17 protein-coding genes and 1 pseudogene are annotated in these 15,518 nt (G+C 71.6%); 10 read left to right on the top strand and 8 right to left on the bottom strand.

Going from position 1 to position 15,518, the window contains the following annotated elements; all coding sequences use genetic code 11:
• Positions 1-13: 13 nt before the first annotated feature.
• Complete coding sequence (locus tag ACIQHQ_RS03435; protein WP_402609613.1) at positions 14-658, bottom strand: HNH endonuclease family protein; 645 nt, start codon at positions 656-658, stop codon at positions 14-16.
• A 390-nt stretch (positions 659-1,048) separates the two neighbouring features.
• Here ACIQHQ_RS03435 and ACIQHQ_RS03440 point away from each other — a divergent pair, with 390 nt between their 5' ends.
• Positions 1,049-1,630, top strand: a complete 582-nt coding sequence (locus ACIQHQ_RS03440) for a TMEM165/GDT1 family protein (protein WP_161361977.1) — start codon at positions 1,049-1,051, stop codon at positions 1,628-1,630.
• Positions 1,631-1,839: 209 nt separating this feature from the next.
• Complete coding sequence (locus ACIQHQ_RS03445) at positions 1,840-2,499, top strand: HAD-IA family hydrolase (protein ID WP_402609615.1); 660 nt, start codon at positions 1,840-1,842, stop codon at positions 2,497-2,499.
• Between the two features lie 441 nt (positions 2,500-2,940).
• Here ACIQHQ_RS03445 and cpt read toward each other — a convergent pair whose 3' ends face one another.
• Together cpt and ACIQHQ_RS03455 are read right to left on the bottom strand one after the other, a co-directional pair.
• Complete coding sequence (gene cpt, locus ACIQHQ_RS03450; RefSeq protein WP_402609617.1) at positions 2,941-3,495, bottom strand: chloramphenicol phosphotransferase CPT; 555 nt, start codon at positions 3,493-3,495, stop codon at positions 2,941-2,943.
• Positions 3,496-3,522: 27 nt separating this feature from the next.
• Positions 3,523-5,187 (bottom strand): peptidoglycan-binding protein, encoded by a 1,665-nt coding sequence (locus ACIQHQ_RS03455; protein ID WP_402609619.1) that lies wholly within the window; start codon positions 5,185-5,187, stop codon positions 3,523-3,525.
• A 158-nt stretch (positions 5,188-5,345) separates the two neighbouring features.
• Here ACIQHQ_RS03455 and ACIQHQ_RS03460 point away from each other — a divergent pair, with 158 nt between their 5' ends.
• On the top strand, positions 5,346-7,397 hold the full coding sequence (locus ACIQHQ_RS03460; RefSeq protein WP_402609621.1) for a DHA2 family efflux MFS transporter permease subunit: 2,052 nt from the start codon (positions 5,346-5,348) through the stop codon (positions 7,395-7,397).
• Positions 7,398-7,399: 2 nt separating this feature from the next.
• Here ACIQHQ_RS03460 and ACIQHQ_RS03465 read toward each other — a convergent pair whose 3' ends face one another.
• Positions 7,400-7,891 (bottom strand): GNAT family N-acetyltransferase, encoded by a 492-nt coding sequence (locus ACIQHQ_RS03465; RefSeq protein WP_402609624.1) that lies wholly within the window; start codon positions 7,889-7,891, stop codon positions 7,400-7,402.
• A gap of 170 nt (positions 7,892-8,061) precedes the next feature.
• On the opposite strand from ACIQHQ_RS03465, the gene ACIQHQ_RS03470 reads away from it, so the two are divergent.
• Both ACIQHQ_RS03470 and ACIQHQ_RS03475 read left to right on the top strand, forming a co-directional pair.
• Positions 8,062-8,769, top strand: coding sequence for a hypothetical protein (locus tag ACIQHQ_RS03470; RefSeq protein ID WP_402609626.1), 708 nt, complete (start codon positions 8,062-8,064; stop codon positions 8,767-8,769).
• A 4-nt stretch (positions 8,770-8,773) separates the two neighbouring features.
• Positions 8,774-9,388, top strand: coding sequence for a hypothetical protein (locus tag ACIQHQ_RS03475; protein WP_402609628.1), 615 nt, complete (start codon positions 8,774-8,776; stop codon positions 9,386-9,388).
• 19 nt (positions 9,389-9,407) lie between these two features.
• Here the strand turns inward: ACIQHQ_RS03475 and ACIQHQ_RS03480 are convergent, their stop codons facing one another.
• Positions 9,408-9,815, bottom strand: coding sequence for a DUF1992 domain-containing protein (locus ACIQHQ_RS03480; protein ID WP_402609630.1), 408 nt, complete (start codon positions 9,813-9,815; stop codon positions 9,408-9,410).
• Between the two features lie 98 nt (positions 9,816-9,913).
• Between ACIQHQ_RS03480 and ACIQHQ_RS03485 the strand changes: the two genes are divergently transcribed.
• On the top strand, positions 9,914-10,306 hold the full coding sequence (locus tag ACIQHQ_RS03485; RefSeq protein ID WP_402609632.1) for a hypothetical protein: 393 nt from the start codon (positions 9,914-9,916) through the stop codon (positions 10,304-10,306).
• 9 nt (positions 10,307-10,315) lie between these two features.
• Here ACIQHQ_RS03485 and ACIQHQ_RS03490 read toward each other — a convergent pair whose 3' ends face one another.
• A complete protein-coding gene (locus ACIQHQ_RS03490; RefSeq protein ID WP_402609634.1) occupies positions 10,316-10,987 on the bottom strand; it encodes an O-methyltransferase in 672 nt (223 codons plus the stop codon).
• A 99-nt stretch (positions 10,988-11,086) separates the two neighbouring features.
• On the opposite strand from ACIQHQ_RS03490, the pseudogene ACIQHQ_RS03495 reads away from it, so the two are divergent.
• A pseudogene (locus tag ACIQHQ_RS03495) lies at positions 11,087-11,281 on the top strand (hypothetical protein); the annotation flags it as partial.
• A 34-nt stretch (positions 11,282-11,315) separates the two neighbouring features.
• On the opposite strand, the gene ACIQHQ_RS03500 reads toward ACIQHQ_RS03495, so the two are convergent.
• Entirely contained in the window at positions 11,316-11,732 is a 417-nt protein-coding gene (locus tag ACIQHQ_RS03500; RefSeq protein WP_402609636.1) for an ATP-binding protein, read from the bottom strand.
• Positions 11,733-11,823: 91 nt separating this feature from the next.
• On the opposite strand from ACIQHQ_RS03500, the gene ACIQHQ_RS03505 reads away from it, so the two are divergent.
• Both ACIQHQ_RS03505 and ACIQHQ_RS03510 read left to right on the top strand, forming a co-directional pair.
• Positions 11,824-12,672, top strand: a complete 849-nt coding sequence (locus ACIQHQ_RS03505; protein WP_402609638.1) for a helix-turn-helix domain-containing protein — start codon at positions 11,824-11,826, stop codon at positions 12,670-12,672.
• Positions 12,632-12,910, top strand: coding sequence for a DUF397 domain-containing protein (locus ACIQHQ_RS03510; RefSeq protein WP_402609640.1), 279 nt, complete (start codon positions 12,632-12,634; stop codon positions 12,908-12,910). Before ACIQHQ_RS03505 ends, ACIQHQ_RS03510 begins: the two co-directional genes overlap by 41 nt.
• Here ACIQHQ_RS03510 and ACIQHQ_RS03515 read toward each other — a convergent pair.
• Positions 12,894-14,063, bottom strand: coding sequence for a steroid 3-ketoacyl-CoA thiolase (locus ACIQHQ_RS03515; protein WP_402609642.1), 1,170 nt, complete (start codon positions 14,061-14,063; stop codon positions 12,894-12,896). The genes ACIQHQ_RS03510 and ACIQHQ_RS03515 overlap by 17 nt on opposite strands.
• 218 nt (positions 14,064-14,281) lie before the next feature.
• Here ACIQHQ_RS03515 and ACIQHQ_RS03520 point away from each other — a divergent pair, with 218 nt between their 5' ends.
• On the top strand, positions 14,282-15,517 hold the full coding sequence (locus ACIQHQ_RS03520; protein WP_402609644.1) for a cytochrome P450: 1,236 nt from the start codon (positions 14,282-14,284) through the stop codon (positions 15,515-15,517).
• Position 15,518: the final 1 nt, after the last annotated feature.

The raw sequence follows: 15,518 nt of genomic DNA on the forward strand, positions 1-15,518 counted from the left end.
ACGAATCAGCGTGTCAGCAGCTCGCCAGGTGGTTCTGCAGCGCGGACTTCTCGGCCGAGTCGACCGAGAGGCCGTAGTAGTACTTCACCTGCACCCAGGCCCGGGCGTAGGTGCAGCGGTACGCCGTCCGGGAGGGCATCCAGGTGGCCGGGTCCTGGTCGCCCTTGGCCTGGTTGACGTTGTCGGTGACCGCGATGAGCTGCGGGCGGGTGAGGTCGTTGGCGAACGACTGGCGGCGGGAGGTCGTCCAGGAGTCGGCGCCGGAGTCCCAGGCCTCGGCCAGCGGGACCAGGTGGTCGATGTCCAGGTCGGAGGCGGCGGTCCAGGTGGCGCCGTCGTAGGGGGAGTACCAGCTGCCGCTGGTGGCGGCGCAGGAGGAGTCCTGCTGGACGTCCGAGCCGTCACGCTTGAGGACGACCTCACGGGTGTTGCAGGTGCCGGACTGGGTGATCCAGTGCGGGAAGAGGTCGCGGTTGTAGCCGGTGCGGTCCTCGGCCGTCACGGTGAGCGTGGCGAGGTAGGAGCGGGCGGTGGCGCCGCTCACGGGGGTGGGCAGGGCGGCGGTGGCCGTGGGGGCGTTGAAGAGGGCCACGGAGGATATGAGGGCGGTGGCCGCCGCGGCCACGTTCAGCCGTCGACGCGCGTAGAACCTGGGCATGCGGACTCCCTGGGCAGAGGGGGGTGTTGGCTTGCGAGCAAGGGAATGCTCGCGGCGCCGTGTTGCGCACAGGTGTGCGCCCGGTGAGAAGTTAGTGACGCGGCCATGACATGACAAGGTTCCGGCGGAAAGTTTTCACGCCGACGGCGTCGCGTAGCATGGACGGCGCAGAAGGGGAGTAGCTCTTCGCCGGACCGTCGACATACTGCTCAGCTCGTCTGAGCCGGCGCCCGGAGGCCGGTCCTTTCCCGGACCTGCCAGCGAGACCTTCGGTAAAGCAGTGCACGCCCGTGCCGTCCGGCGCGGGCGTCGAGTGTGCTGCCGTGCCGAGGTGTCGTGTGCGAAGGTCCAGCACTCTCGGTGGGGCGGCCCCGACCGATTGAGGAACCCTTGATCAGCCTGACCGTGACGGCCGTCGTCTTCGGCGTCGTCTTCCTCGCAGAACTGCCGGACAAGACCGCCCTCGCCGGCCTCGTCCTCGGCACCCGCTACCGCGCCTCCTACGTCTTCGCCGGGGTCGCCGCCGCCTTCGCGCTGCACGTCGCGCTCGCCGTCGCGGCCGGCAGTGTGTTGACGCTGCTGCCGCAGCAGATCGTGCAGGCCCTCACGGGCGTGCTCTTCCTGGGCGGGGCCGCGGTGCTGCTGCTGAGGAAGGGCGAGGACGAGGAAGAGGTCCGCAAGCCGGAGAACCAGTCGTTCTGGAAGGTCTCCGGCGCCGGGTTCATGCTCATCCTGGTCGCCGAGTTCGGTGATCTCACCCAGATCATGACCGCGAACCTGGCCGCCCGCTACGACGATCCGCTCTCCGTCGGCCTGGGGGCGGTGCTCGCCCTGTGGGCCGTGGCCGGGCTCGGCATCGTCGGCGGCAAGGCGCTGATGAAGAAGGTGCCGCTGCGGCTGATCACCCAGATCGCGGCGCTGGTGATGCTGGCACTCGGGGTCTGGAGCCTGTGGGAGGCCGTGACCGGCTGAGCCGGGCGAGCTGAACAGCGGGTGAATGTCCGCGGGTGCCCCTGGCGCGAAGGCCGACTTGTTTTGTACCGTGGAGAAACAAAGTGGCCTCCGCCCGTTTTCCCTGACCGGCGGGCGGGGCCGCCTTGTCCCTCCCGGGGACGTGACGGTCGCGATCCGCCGTCCGCCCCCTCCCGCGCTGGTACGCGCCCCGAGCCTTGGAGCTGCCGATGACGGCCACCGCCGTGCTGACCGCCCGCGCCCTCCTGCTGGACATGGACGGCACCCTCGTCAACTCCGACGCCTCGGTCGAACGCGTCTGGCGGCGCTGGGCCGAGCGTCACGGGCTCGACGGGGACGAGGTCATGAAGGTCGTCCACGGCCGGCAGGGCTATGCCTCCATGGCGCTGCTGCTGCCCGGCCGGCCGATGGAGCAGAACCACGCCGACAACGCCCGGCTGCTCGCCGAGGAGACGGCCGACACCGACGGTGTCGTCGCGATCCCCGGCGCGGCGGAGTTCCTGGCCTCGCTGCGAGGGCTGCCGCACGCACTGGTGACCTCCGCCGATGTGCCGCTCTCGACCGCGCGGATGGCAGCGGCCGGCCTCGAACCGCCCGAGGTTCGGGTGACCGCGGAGTCCGTCGGGGCGAGCAAGCCGGACCCGGAGGGTTTCCTGAAGGGCGCCGCCGAGCTGGGGATCGCCCCCGCGGACTGTGTCGTCTTCGAGGACTCCGGGGCCGGGATAGCGGCGGGGCGCGCCGCCGGCATGACGGTCGTCGGGATCGGGCCCCGGGCCGCGTTCCACGAGCCGGACGTGGTGATCGAGGACCTCACGAAGGTACGCGTGGAGGCCGCGGCGGACGGGACGATCCGCCTGCACATCGCCTGAGGCCCGGTCGATCGGGTCGCCTCGGCTGATCGGGTCGCCTCGGTCGATCGGGTCGCCTCGGCTGATCGGGTCGCCCCGGTCGATCGGGTCGCCTCGGCTGATCGGGTCACCCCGGTCGATCGGGCCACCCTGGCGGTGAGGGGACGCAGTACGTCTCCGGGGCGGAGCCGGTGCATGAATCACCGAGGCGGAGCCGGTGCATGTGTCACTGTGGCGGAGCCGGCGGTTGCGGCACCTGCCCAAAGCCGGCGGTCGCGGCGCCTGCGCGGAGGTGTCGCGTGTGGCACCTGGAGGGAGCCGGTGCATGTGGCACCGGAGCGGAGCCGGTGCATGCGGCACCTGGACGGAGACCGGTGCGGCGGCCCGAGCGGTCGAACGCCTGCGGTCCCGCCGTGCGGGGGCGTGGCGGCAAGCCACCCGGACCGAACCGGCGCGTGCGCGTCACCCGGGCTGAGCCGCTGCCCGGGTCACGTGGGTGGCGATGGTGCGCGCGCACTCCAGGGACTCGGTGTGCGTCGTGTCGACCTCCACGTCGTAGCTCAGCCCCTCGTGCACGACGCGGGCCTGGGACGCGGCCATGCCGCGGACCCGGTCTCCCCGGGCGACCTCACGGCCCGCGGCGACCTCACCGTCGCACCGGACGCCGACCCACAGCACGGCGAGCCCGGACAGCGCCTTCTCCCACCGCTGCCGGGACGCCGGACCGCCGAGGAAGACGTCGTCGACGATGATCCCGGCCCCGGCGCGGGCCATGGCGGCGATGCCCTCGGTCCAGGCCGCGTCCAGGGCCCGGAACTCCGCGCCCACGCTCACACCGCCGTCCGCCGCGAAGGTGATCCCGCCGTCCGAGTCCCGCAGCTTCGCGGGCAGCGCCTCCACGAACGAGTCGACGCCGAAGGCCAGCCACGGACCGGGCAGCACGTCTTGCAGGCACCGGACGATGCCGGACTTGCCCGAGCTCGAACCGCCGTTGAGAACGATCACCTGAGTAGTCACGGCGTCACAGTAGGACGGCCCGGCCGGTCATGGCTCCCGGGTTTCCGACTCCAGCTTCGCCCTGGTCTCCCGGTCGTAGACGCCGAGGTCGTCCACCTGGATGCCGCGTGACCACTGGTAGGTGCGGACCGCGTCCTCGAGCCGGTCGTCGAAGGTGCCGTCGGTGTCGTCGTCGTAGAGGTACAACTGGCGCAGCCGGAGCTGGAGTTCGGTCACCTCCGTGCCGCGGTCGCCCAGGCGCAGGACGGTGGGGCCGGTCTTCTGGCGGCTGCTGTCCGGGGGTGCCTGGCCGGGGCCGGTCGCGGGGGCGGACGTCGGCGGTGCCGACGGGGAGGGCGACTGCGACGGGCTCGCCGAGGCGCTCGGTGCGGACGGCGACGGAGAGGCGGACGGGCTCCCGCTGCGGGAGGGCGAGGGGGCCGGTGCGGCGGGTGCCGGTGGAGCCGCCGACGCGCTGCCCGTCGGGGCCGTGGAGGCCGCGCTGCTCGACGGGGCGTCCGGCACACCCGCCCGGATGCCGTCCGGCAGGGCGGTGTCCCGGGACGGGCTCTCGTAGGAGAACAGCCCGGTCGCGTACCCGGCGGCCGTGACGACGGCGACGCAGGCACCGGCGGCGGCGATCAGGAGGGTGCTGCGCCGACGCGGACGACGCCTGCCGGACCGGCCCTCCTCCTGCGCGCCACCGTCTGCCCTCACCGTGCCGACGAACATGCGCAGGTCGGTGACGCTCGGCTCGGTCGCGGCAGGGGGCAGGGGCGTCGGAAGCGCCGAGGCGGCGGGAGCGGCCGGCAGTACGGCCGTCGCGTCCGGGTCGACCGGGCGCAGGGGCATGGTGGCGTCGGCGGGTGAGACCGGCTGAGCGGCGCTCCCGGGGGGCGAGGCCTGGGCGCTCGGGAACGTCGCCGCGGTGTCCGTCGCCGCCGGGCCCGGTGTGCTCGCGGCTGTGGGTCCGGGGCCCTGGGTGCGCGTGGCTTGCGTGGGGCCGGTTTCCGGCTGCCGGTGGGTGTCTTCGGGTAGCCGCTGGGCGCCCGGGTGCAGGGGCGGAGCGCCGGTGTCCGTCGCCGCCCGGGCCGGTGTGCTCGCGGCTGTGGGTCCGGGGCCCTGGGTGCGCGTGGCTTGCGTGGGGCCGGTTTCCGGCTGCCGGTGGGTGTCTTCGGGTAGCCGCTGGGCGCCCGGGTGCAGGGGCGGAGCGCCGGTGTCCGTCGCCGCCCGGCCCGGTGTGCTCGCGGCCGTGGGTCCGGGGGCCTCGGCGTGCGGTGCCTGCGCGGCGCCGGTGCCCGGCCGCCGGGGCGCGCCGTCACGTGCCCGCGGGGGAGCGGCGGCGGCGTCCGGACCGAAGGCGTGCGGGGTCGTCCCGGGTGAGTCGGCCGGGGCCGCGACGGGCGGGGCGTCCTCGGTCGGCGCTCGTGGTCCCCGCGGGCGTGCGGGCCCCGGCGGCTCGGCCGCCGAGGGGGAGTGCCCCTCGCCCGGCGTACGTGAGGCCGCCTCGCCCGGTCCGGCGGACCCGCCACCGTCGATCTCCACGTACGGGCGGATCCTCAGGGGGTCGAAATCCTCCGCTGCCGCCGCCTGGGCCGTGCGGGCGTCGCGGAGGGCCTCTGCGGCGCGGTGGGTGCAGGCGCAGGCGGGGGTGTTGTCCCGCTGTCTGGGTGCGCCGCACTCCGGGCACGGGTGGCCGTTCGGCGGTTCCACGCGTTCCTCCCTCCCCTCGCGAACTCCAGAGATTATCCAGATCTTCTCCACAGCGCAGTCGACGAGCCCCGGAACCACGGCTTCCAAAAGGGCCCGGCGGGCCATAACAGGTCACAGCGGTCACGATGGAAAATGTCACAGGAGTCTCGGGAGGTCTCATGGCCGGTGACGGGAACGCCGCCACACTGTCGCCCCAGAACGCCACAGCTCAGGAGCAGCTGGCAGGGAACGTCCTGGTCTCCATCGGCGCGCTGCTCCTCGGCATGCTGCTCGCCGCCCTCGACCAGACCATCGTGTCGACCGCGCTGCCCACGATCGTCAGCGATCTCGGCGGTCTGGATCACCTGTCCTGGGTGGTCACCGCGTATCTGCTGGCCGCGACGGCCGCCACCCCCCTGTGGGGCAAGCTCGGTGACCAGTACGGGCGCAAGAGGCTCTTCCAGACGGCGATCGTGATCTTCCTGATCGGGTCCGCGCTGTGCGGCACGGCCCAGGACATGGGCCAGTTGATCGCGTTCCGGGCTCTCCAGGGGCTCGGCGGCGGCGGGCTGATCGTGCTGTCGATGGCGATCGTCGGCGATCTGGTGCCGCCTCGTGAACGGGGCCGCTACCAGGGACTGTTCGGTGCCGTCTTCGGGGCGACCAGTGTGCTCGGACCGCTGCTCGGCGGGCTGTTCACGCAGCATCTGAGCTGGCGCTGGGTCTTCTACGTCAACCTGCCCGTCGGCGTCGTCGCGCTCGCCGTGATCGCGACCGTCCTGCACATCCCGCGCACGGCGCGCCGGCATGTCATCGACTACCTCGGCACCTTCCTCATCGCCGCCGTCGCCACCTGCCTGGTGCTGGTCGCCTCGCTCGGCGGGACGACCTGGGCGTGGGGGTCGTGGCGGATCGTCGGCCTCGCGGTCCTGGGCGTCGTCCTCGCCTTCGCCTTCGTGGCCGTGGAGCGGCGGGCCGCCGAACCCGTGCTGCCGCTCAAGCTCTTCCGCGTGCGCACCTTCACCCTCTCCGCCGTGATCAGCTTCGTCGTCGGGTTCGCGATGTTCGGCGCCATGACCTACCTGCCGACGTTCCTCCAGGTCGTGCAGGGCGTCAGCCCGACCATGTCCGGTGTGCACATGCTGCCGATGGTGCTGGGTCTGCTGCTGGCCTCGACCGCATCCGGGCAGATCGTCAGCCGCACCGGCCGCTGGAAGGTGTTCCCGATCGCCGGCACCGGCATCACCACGCTCGGGCTGCTCCTGCTCCATCAGCTCGACGAGCGCAGCTCCACCGCCGAGTTGAGCGGCTTCTTCTTCGTCTTCGGGCTGGGTCTCGGCCTGGTGATGCAGGTTCTCGTGCTCATCGTGCAGAACGCCGTCCCCTATGAGGACTTGGGCGTGGCGACCTCCGGTGCGACCTTCTTCCGCTCCATCGGCGCCTCGTTCGGGGTCGCCGTCTTCGGCACGGTCTTCGCGGGCCGGCTCGGCGACCAGCTCACGGACGCCTTCCGGGGCGCCCGGCTCCCGGCCGGTGTCTCGGTCGACGCGCTGGAGGCCGACCCACGCGGCATCGCCGCCCTGCCGCCCGGTCTGCGCCCGCCGGCCCTGCACGCCTACGCCGTCTCCATCACGGACGTCTTCCTGTACGCCGCCCCGGTCGCGCTCCTCGGCTTCGTGCTGGCCTGGTTCCTGAAGGAGGACCGGCTGCGCGGCTCGGTCACCGCCCCCGACGTCACCGAGACCCTGGCCAGCAACCCCGTCGAACGCTCCTCGTACGACGAGGTGTGCCGCGCGCTGTCGGTGCTCGGCACCCGCGCGGGGCGGCGCGAGATCTACCGGAAGATCACCGCGCGGGCGGGTTACGACCTGCTGCCCGCGACGAGCTGGCTGCTGCTGCGGATGCGGCGCTACGGCTCGGTGGAGCCGGGCATGCTCGCCGACACGATGCCCGTGCCCCTGACGGTCGTCATGGAGGCCGCGCGGCAGGCCGAGGAGCGCCGCCTCGCGGTGCGCCGGGGCCTCGACATGGTCCTGACCCACCAGGGCCGCCTGGTCGCCGACCGGCTGGCCGAGGCCCGCGAGGAGTCCCTCGCCGAGCTGCTCGGCGACTGGTGGGGGCCGGACCGGCCGACCGATCTGGCGGACCTCGTGCGGGAGATGAACGGCGAACTGTGCGGATCGCGGCGCGAGCGGCCCTACGGCACGCGCCCCACGGGGGAGACGGCCTGAGATCAGGCCAGGTCCTTGCTGAACCAGTGCTCGGCGTACGGGTCGTCGTTGTGCGGTGCCGTCTCCCGGTAGCCGAGGCGGGCGTACAGGCCGCGGGCCTCGACGAGATCGCCGCGGGTGTCGAGGATCATCCGGGTGGCGCCGAGCGCGCGTGCGGCGTCCTCGGCGGCCCCGACCAGGAGCGGGGCGCCACCCCTGCCGCGCATCGACGCGTGCAGGAACACCCGGGTGAGCTCGGCGGTCGTGCCGTCCAGGAGCCGTACGCCCGCGCTGCCGGCCGGCTCACCGCCGTACCGGGCGATCAGCAACCGTCCCCGGGGCGGCGCGAGATCGGCACCCGGTTGGGCGGCGATCTCCCGCTCCAGCTCGGCCGGGTCGGTGCGGCGCCCCTCGTGCAGCAGGTACCAGCGGTCGCTGACCTCGGTGTAGTACGCCCGCCAGAGAGCGGCGGCGACGGGGGAGTCGTACGGTTCGGGCGTCACGGTCCAGGTCATGAACCGCATTCTTCACAGGCGCCCCACCGGACACGCAATCGAATAGTTCCGGCCGTGTGTTCGCGCCCCGGTTGCGCCCGGGCGCCGTTTGGATACGGACTTCGGGGCTACCCGACGGGCGAACCGGCTCGCGAGGAGAGCCGGTTGGGCCGAGAACCCGGAAGGCATTCATGTCCACTGGCCTGATCATTGCTCTGATCGTGATCGCGGCGGTCGTCGTCATCATCGCGGCCGTCATGACCCTGCGCGCCCGCGGGGCTCGGCGTGGCCCGAGCCTGAAGCGGCGCTTCGGACCCGAGTACGACCGGGCCGTGGCCCGGCACGACGGTGACGCCAAAGCAGCCGAGCGCGAGCTGACCGAGCGCGTGCAGCGCCACGGCGACCTGCGGGAGCGGTCGCTGGAACCGGCACAGCGCGAGCAGTACGAGGCGCGCTGGACGGCCGCCCAGGAGCGGTTCGTCGACTCGCCGCGCGAGGCCGTCGCCGAGGCGGACCGGCTGCTCGCCGAGGTCGCCGGTGCCCGGGGCTTCCCGGACGGCGGGCAGTACGAGGAACAGCTGGCCGCACTGTCGGTGCACCACGCCCACCACGTGGACGGCTACCGGCGCGTGCACCGCGCGGCGCATCTGCGCGCGGAGGACGCCCGCGACGGCGGCCAGGGTACGGAAGACATGCGTGAGGCCATGGTGGCGGCCCGCGCCCTGTTCGAGGAGCTGGTGAAGCCGGCCCGCCACGGCGGCGGCCCGTCCGGCGGACGCCACGAGGAGGCTCGGCACGACGGGCACCACCGTGCCGGACTGAACGGCGGCCGCAAGGCTCCGGCCCACGGCGGCCATGTGCCGTGGGCGATGAACCGACGTCAGGCGAAGGAGAGTTGAGGCAATGACCGACATGACCCGCCCGCCCGGCGACCATACGCCGGCTGCCCCGGACGCCCGCGGCGAGAGCGCTCTGGGCACCGGCCGCCACCCGACCGCACCGGGCACGGGCCACGACACGGCCCGTGACCTGGACGCGGACCGCGGCACCGGCCGTGACCTGGACGCGGACCGTGGCGTCACGCACGGCACCGACGCCGACCGCGCCGCGGCGCACGGTACGGATGTGCCGGGCGCCGGCCGGCCCGGCGGCACCGAAGGCCGCCGCGGCGACCACGGCACCGGCATCGGTACCGGCATGGACAAGGCCGGCGCCGCGAAGAACCGGTCCCACCTCCTCGCCCACGAGGAGTGCGACAAGCTCGGCTCGCAGTTGCAGCACGCCGTCGCCGGATTCGTCGACGGGCCGCGGGCCGCCGTCGAGGAGGCGGACCACGTACTGGAGGAGATAGCGGCCCGGTTCACCGAGGCCGTCACGCAGCGCCGGCGCACCCTGCGCCACTCCTGGCAGTCCGTCGAGGGCGGCGAGAGCAGGTCGGTGTCGTCCGCCGACACCGAACAGCTCCGGCTGGCCCTGAAGGACTACCGCGAGCTGGCCGAACGGCTGCTGCACGTGTGAGCCGGGGTGGATCCCCCGGTCACCGGTCCGCCCGGCGCTCCCGCCACTGCCGTACGACGTCCTCGACGTCGTACGGCTTCTTTCCCAGCGGGGGGCCGGGCGGCGGCTTGAACATCATGGCGCGGACCTTGTCGTTGATCTCGCCGATGATCTTCCGCACGATCCGCTCCGAGGGGGCCGCGAGCGCGGCCTCCAGCGCGTCCTCCGCCTCCTTGCGCAGCGCCAGCGTCGGCGGGAGCACGGAGAAGCCCTCGCGGGCCATCTTCCGCTTGACCCACCACAGTTCGTCGTAGGCGCTCTCCATGTCACGCGGGAGCGGTTCGCCTGCTCCGGGCAGCTGGTCGAACTCCCCGCGCGCCTCCGCGTCACGGATCTGCTTGTCGACCCAGGACTCGAAGTCGACGCCAGGTGGCTTTCGCTCGGTCATGAGGCCATTGTGCCGGACACCGTGCGGCCTGGCGTTCTATCATGCGGCGGGCGAAAGACCCGGCAGGCCCACCGGGGACGTTCTCAGGAGGGGCGCACGTGCTCGAACTCACCATGGCCACCGTCGCGGAGGCGGAGGCGGGTGCCACGGCCGGCATGCTCATGGCCGAAGCGCCCAGCGAGCCGGGCTCGGTGCTGCGGGTGGGCCGCGACAAGTCCGTGTGCCGGCTGAGCACGCCGGACGACTGGCTGTTCGTCTCCCGCGTCCACCTGGAGTTCCTGTGCGGCCCGGAGGGGACCTGGCAGGTCACCTGGCTGCGCGGCTCCCAGCCCGACCCGTCCTCCGAGGTGCGGCTGGTCATGGGGGAGTACGTCCAGCCCCTCGCCTACGGCGGCACCGTCCCGCTGCCCGGGGGCGGCAGCGGCGAGATCATCGTCCAGGACCGCACCGCCCCGCGCAGCGTCAACGTGGGCTTCTACCACGAGGCGTGACGGCGCGGCTCACGCCAGCACGCGCGCCAGCGCGAACCCGTCGTAGCCCTTCATGCCCACCGTCTGGATCGCCGTGCCGCTCAGCCGCGGATGGCCGGCGATCAGCTCGATGGCGGCGCGGGTGCCCATCACGTCAGGGGCGGTGCTGTCCGCGTCGACGACCCGGCCGCCGCGCACGACGTTGTCGAGGACGATCAGGCTGCCCGTGCGGGTGAGCTTGATCGCCCACTCCACGTAGTGCGGGTTGTTGGCCTTGTCGGCGTCGATGAAGACCAGGTCGAACGGGGGCGGGTTCTCGTCGGCCAGCTTGGGCAGCGACTCCAGGGCCGGGCCCGTCCGCACCTCGACCAGCTTGTCCAGGCCGGCGCGGGCGATGTTGCGGACGGCGACCTCGACGTGCCGGGGGTCGTACTCCAGGGAGATCAGCCGCCCGTCGGAGGGCAGGGCGCGGCCCAGCCAGATGGTGCTGTAGCCGCCGAGGGTGCCGATCTCCAGGATGTGGCGCGCGCCCTGGATCTGGGCGAGGAGCTGGAGGAGTTTGCCCTGGTTCCCGGCGACATTGATGTGCGGAAGCCCGGCGGCGTCGCTGTCCCGCAGGGCGGCCGCCAGGGCTTCGTCGTCCGGGGCGAGGTGGGCGGTGAAGTAGGCGTCGACCTCGTCCCAGACGTGCGACTCGCTCATGCACCTCTACCTTTCGTCAGCCTAGTTAGCATCCCTAACTACTGGCGCTGACGAAGATAGTTGGTCGCGCGGGTCGCTGTCAGCGGGGTTTCACCCGGCGTGTCGGCCCTGGCCCTGCGCCGGGCGGTGCGCTGTCTCCGCGACGGCGAGTCGCTGCTCGCGGTCGCGATCACCGGCTGCGCCACGATCGCCGTCTCGCCCACGGCCTGGCAGCACCAGCTGCTGTGGGTGCTGCTCGCGGTCGTCGGCCGGGTCGGCCGACGCGCCGGTGACAGGTACGTGTGGCCGGTCGCACCCTGTACGAAGACGTTGAAACGGGTGGGGGCGTTCATTCCCTGCGGCAGACTGTCGAGTCGGCCCCGCATTCGAACCACACGGTCTTCCCGCCTCCGGACCACAGCGACACGCCCCACTTGTCGGCCATCGCGTCGAGCAGGAGCAGCCCTCGGCCGTTCTCGGCGTCCGTGTCCAACGAGTCCGGTGTGCACGGCAGTTCGTCACTGCCGTCCGTGACCTCCACCCGTACGCCGGTGCGCTGTCGCAGCAACAGCAGCGTGCAGCGGCGGTCCGGGACGTGCCGTACGACGTTGGCGAGCAGCTCGGTCACGCCCAGCTCCACGGCGTCCGATAGCTCGGGCATGTGCCACTCGTCGAGGAAGGAGCGGACGATACGGCGGATGTGCCGGGGGGCGTGCGAGCCGACGGTGAGGCGCATCGCGTACTGGGCGGGAATGTAGTCGTTCACAGGACGAGCCTGACGTGCGGTGACTACCCTCGGCTACGGAACGGATACAACCCGTCCCGTGGTGGACGGAGTTGCGTGAGAGGGGCTCTGCGTGACCAACATCAACGCCCTTGACCCAGGTGCGTCCCCGCTCGACTACTACGGCTATGAGCTACGGCGCCACAGGGAGGCGGCCGGGCTGACGCTCAAGCAACTCGGGGGAATCCTCAGCTACACCGGCTCACTCGTGGGGCAGATCGAGACAGCCCGCAAGGTTCCGACGCCGGAGTTCAGCGAACGGGCGGACGCGGCGCTGGGCACGGACGGCTTGTTCTCCCGGCTGGTCGAACTGGTGCTGCGCAGTCGGCTTCCGGCCTGGTTCCAGCATGTGGCGGAACTTCAGGCGCGGGCCACCGAGATCTACTCCTTCGAACCGCAGGTGATCCATGGCCTCCTTCAGGCCCATGCCTACGCCCGCGCCGTGCTCGGCCTGATCGATCAGACGGACCTTGATGACCGCGTTGCCGTTCGCCTGGCCCGCCAGCGCATCTTCGAGAAGAATGAACCGCCTGTCTTCTGGGCGATCCTCAGTGAAGCCGCTCTGTACCAGGAGATCGGTGGGCCCAAGAACATGCGGGAGCAACTGGCCCATCTGTTGTCGTTCGAGGGCAGCCCCCGGATCAACGTCCAGATCCTGCCGTTCTCGGCTGGAGCGCACGCGGGGCTGACAGGCTCATTCGACCTCTACCGCTTCGCGAGTGACCCGGCCATCGTTTATACGGAGGGTTACGGCAGCGCGCATCCCACCGCCAATCCGGACACCGTCAAGGACTGCTCGCTCCGTTACGATCACCTCCAAGCCGCCGCGCTCTCCCTCAGGGACTCGGCGGAGCTGATCCGGCGTGTAATGGAGGAACGCTATGGAGAGCAACGCGCTTCCGACGGGGGTCCAGTGGCGTAAGTCCAGCTACAGCAGCGACCAGGGCGGCAACTGCGTCGAATGCGCGCCGTTCGGGGCCCTGGCCTGGCGTAAGTCGACGTACAGCAGTGACCAAGGCGGCCAGTGCCTCGAAGTCGCCGAAACCCCGGAGGCCGCTGTCGCCATACGGGACAGCAAGAACCCGGCGGGACCGATGCTCACCCTCGAACCCGCCGCCTTCACCGCCTTCGTCGCCTGGACGTCTACAGCCGCTGAATGATCGTGCCGGTGGCCAAACCGCCCCCCGCACACATGGTGATCAGCGCGAACTCCTTGTCCGCGCGCTCCAGTTCATGAAGGGCCGTCGTGATGAGCCGGGCCCCGGTCGCTCCCACCGGGTGCCCGAGCGCGATGGCGCCGCCGTTGACGTTCACCTTCGACAGGTCCTGGTCGAAGACCCGCGCCCAGCTCAGCACCACGGACGCGAACGCCTCGTTGATCTCCACCACGTCGATGTCCGTGAGGGACATCCCCGCCTTGCCCAGGACCGCCCTGGTCGCGTCGATCGGGCCGTCGAGGTGGAAGTGGGGGTCGGAACCCACCAGCGCCTGGGCCACGATCCGGGCCCGGGGCCGCAGCTTCAGCGCCCGGGTCGTCCGCTTCGACGCCCACATGATCGCCGCCGCCCCGTCGGAGATCTGCGAGGAGTTGCCGGCCGTGTGCACCGCCGTGGGCATGATCGGCTTCAGGGAGGCCAGGGCCTCCGCCGTGGTGTCGCGCAGCCCCTCGTCCTTGTCGACCAGGCGCCACATGCCCTGCCCGGCGTGCTGCTCCTCCTCGGTCGTGGGGACCTGGACCGCGAACGTCTCCCGTTTGAAGCGCTCCTCCGCCCAGGCGTGCGCGGCCCGTTCCTGGGAGGCGAGGCCCAGCGCGTCGACGTCCTCGCGGGTCAGGCCGCGGTGGCGGGCGATGCGCTCGGCCGCCTCGAACTGATTCGGCAGGTCCACGTTCCACTCGTCGGGGAACGGCTTGCCCGGCCCGTGCTTCGAACCCGACCCCAGCGGCACCCGCGACATGGACTCCACCCCGCACGAGATGCCGACGTCGATCACGCCCGCCGCGACCATGTTGGCCACCATGTGCGAGGCCTGCTGCGAAGAGCCGCACTGTGCGTCGACCGTCGTCGCGGCCGTCTCGTACGGCAGCCCCATGGTCAGCCAGGCCGTGCGCGCGGGGTTCATGGACTGCTCGCCGGCGTGGGTGACCGTACCGCCGACGATCTGCTCGACGCAGTCGGCGGGGATGCCGGTGCGGCCCAGGAGTTCGCGGTAGGTCTCGCCCAGGAGGTAGGCGGGGTGCAGATGGGCGAGCGCGCCGCCGCGCTTGCCGATCGGGGTGCGTACGGCTTCGACGATCACGGGTTCGGCAGCCATGGGTGCGGGTCCTCTCCGGGAGGCTCAGCGGAACTAGTACGCGTTCTAGTTCTGCAAGCAGTGTGCTGAGGCCCGCTCGGTGACCGCAAGGGTCGTGCGGACAATTGGCGGGCCCGCGCCTCTTGCTACTTGTAGAACCCGTTACTACCGTCACCGCGACTCCGCACAGCTGATGGGACGTCAGACCTCAGAGTCGGTACGAGTGGTGGGAGCCGCCCATGCCCTGTCCCGCGCTACCCGACGGGTTCGACTTCACCGACCCCGATCTGCTGCACCACCGTGTGCCCCTGCCGGAGTTCGCCGAGCTGCGCCGGGCCGAACCGGTCTGCTGGGTGCCGCAGCCGGCCGGTCTCGCAGGCTTCCATGACGAGGGGTACTGGGCGGTCACCCGGCACGCCGACGTCAAGTACGTCTCCACGCACCCGGAGTTGTTCTCGTCGTCCCTCAACACGGCGATCATCCGCTTCAACGAGCACATCGAACGCGACGCCATCGACGCGCAGCGGCTCATCCTGCTGAACATGGACCCGCCGGAACACACCCGGGTCCGGCAGATCGTGCAGCGCGGGTTCACGCCCCGGGCCATCCGGGCGCTGGAGGAGCGGCTGCGCAACCGGGCCCGCTCCATCGTCGAGGCGGCCCGCGCGCACACCGGGCCGTTCGACTTCGTCACCCAGGTCGCCTGCGAATTGCCCCTCCAGGCGATCGCAGAGCTGATGGGCGTCCCCCAGGAGGACCGGGACAAGATCTTCGACTGGTCCAACAAGATGATCGCGTACGACGATCCCGAGTACGCCATCACCGAGGAGGTCGGCGCCGAATCGGCCACGGAGATCATCGCCTATGCGATGAACATGGCCGTCGACCGCAAACAGTGCCCGGCCCACGACATCGTCACGCAACTCGTCGCGGCCGAGGACGAGGGCAACCTCAGTTCCGACGAGTTCGGCTTCTTCGTGCTGATGCTGGCCGTCGCGGGCAACGAGACCACCCGCAACGCCATCACCCACGGCATGCACGCCTTCCTCACCCACCCCGGGCAGTGGGAGCTGTACAAGAACGACCGCCCGGAGACGGCGGCGGAGGAGATCGTGCGCTGGGCGACCCCCGTCGCCGCCTTCCAGCGCACGGCCACGCAGGACACCGAACTCGGCGGCAAGCGCATCCGCGAGGGCGACCGGCTCGGACTGTTCTACGCCTCGGCCAACCACGACCCCGAGGTCTTCGACGACCCGGACACCTTCGACGTCACCCGCGACCCCAACCCGCACCTCGGCTTCGGCGGCGGCGGCCCCCATTACTGCCTGGGCAAGTCCCTCGCCGTGCTGGAGATCAACCTCATCTTCAACGCGATCGCCGACGCGATGCCCGGGCTGAAGCTGGTCGGCGATCCGCGGCGGCTGCGGTCGGCGTGGATCAACGGGGTGAAGGAACTGCCGGTCAGCACGGGCTGAG

It is taken from the genome of Streptomyces sp. NPDC092370 (assembly GCF_044755265.1).
Classification (GTDB): domain Bacteria; phylum Actinomycetota; class Actinomycetes; order Streptomycetales; family Streptomycetaceae; genus Streptomyces.

Excerpts from the sequence above, each read along its gene's own strand:
- ACIQHQ_RS03435 (WP_402609613.1), bottom strand. The coding sequence starts at position 658 with ATGCCCAGGTTCTACGCGCGTCGACGGCTGAACGTGGCCGCGGCGGCC.
- ACIQHQ_RS03445 (WP_402609615.1), top strand. The coding sequence starts at position 1,840 with ATGACGGCCACCGCCGTGCTGACCGCCCGCGCCCTCCTGCTGGACATG.
- ACIQHQ_RS03460 (WP_402609621.1), top strand. The coding sequence starts at position 5,346 with ATGGCCGGTGACGGGAACGCCGCCACACTGTCGCCCCAGAACGCCACA.
- ACIQHQ_RS03465 (WP_402609624.1), bottom strand. The coding sequence starts at position 7,891 with ATGACCTGGACCGTGACGCCCGAACCGTACGACTCCCCCGTCGCCGCC.
- ACIQHQ_RS03470 (WP_402609626.1), top strand. The coding sequence starts at position 8,062 with ATGTCCACTGGCCTGATCATTGCTCTGATCGTGATCGCGGCGGTCGTC.
- ACIQHQ_RS03475 (WP_402609628.1), top strand. The coding sequence starts at position 8,774 with ATGACCGACATGACCCGCCCGCCCGGCGACCATACGCCGGCTGCCCCG.
- ACIQHQ_RS03480 (WP_402609630.1), bottom strand. The coding sequence starts at position 9,815 with ATGACCGAGCGAAAGCCACCTGGCGTCGACTTCGAGTCCTGGGTCGAC.
- ACIQHQ_RS03490 (WP_402609634.1), bottom strand. The coding sequence starts at position 10,987 with ATGAGCGAGTCGCACGTCTGGGACGAGGTCGACGCCTACTTCACCGCC.
- ACIQHQ_RS03510 (WP_402609640.1), top strand. The coding sequence starts at position 12,632 with ATGGAGAGCAACGCGCTTCCGACGGGGGTCCAGTGGCGTAAGTCCAGC.
- ACIQHQ_RS03515 (WP_402609642.1), bottom strand. The coding sequence starts at position 14,063 with ATGGCTGCCGAACCCGTGATCGTCGAAGCCGTACGCACCCCGATCGGC.
- ACIQHQ_RS03520 (WP_402609644.1), top strand. The coding sequence starts at position 14,282 with ATGCCCTGTCCCGCGCTACCCGACGGGTTCGACTTCACCGACCCCGAT.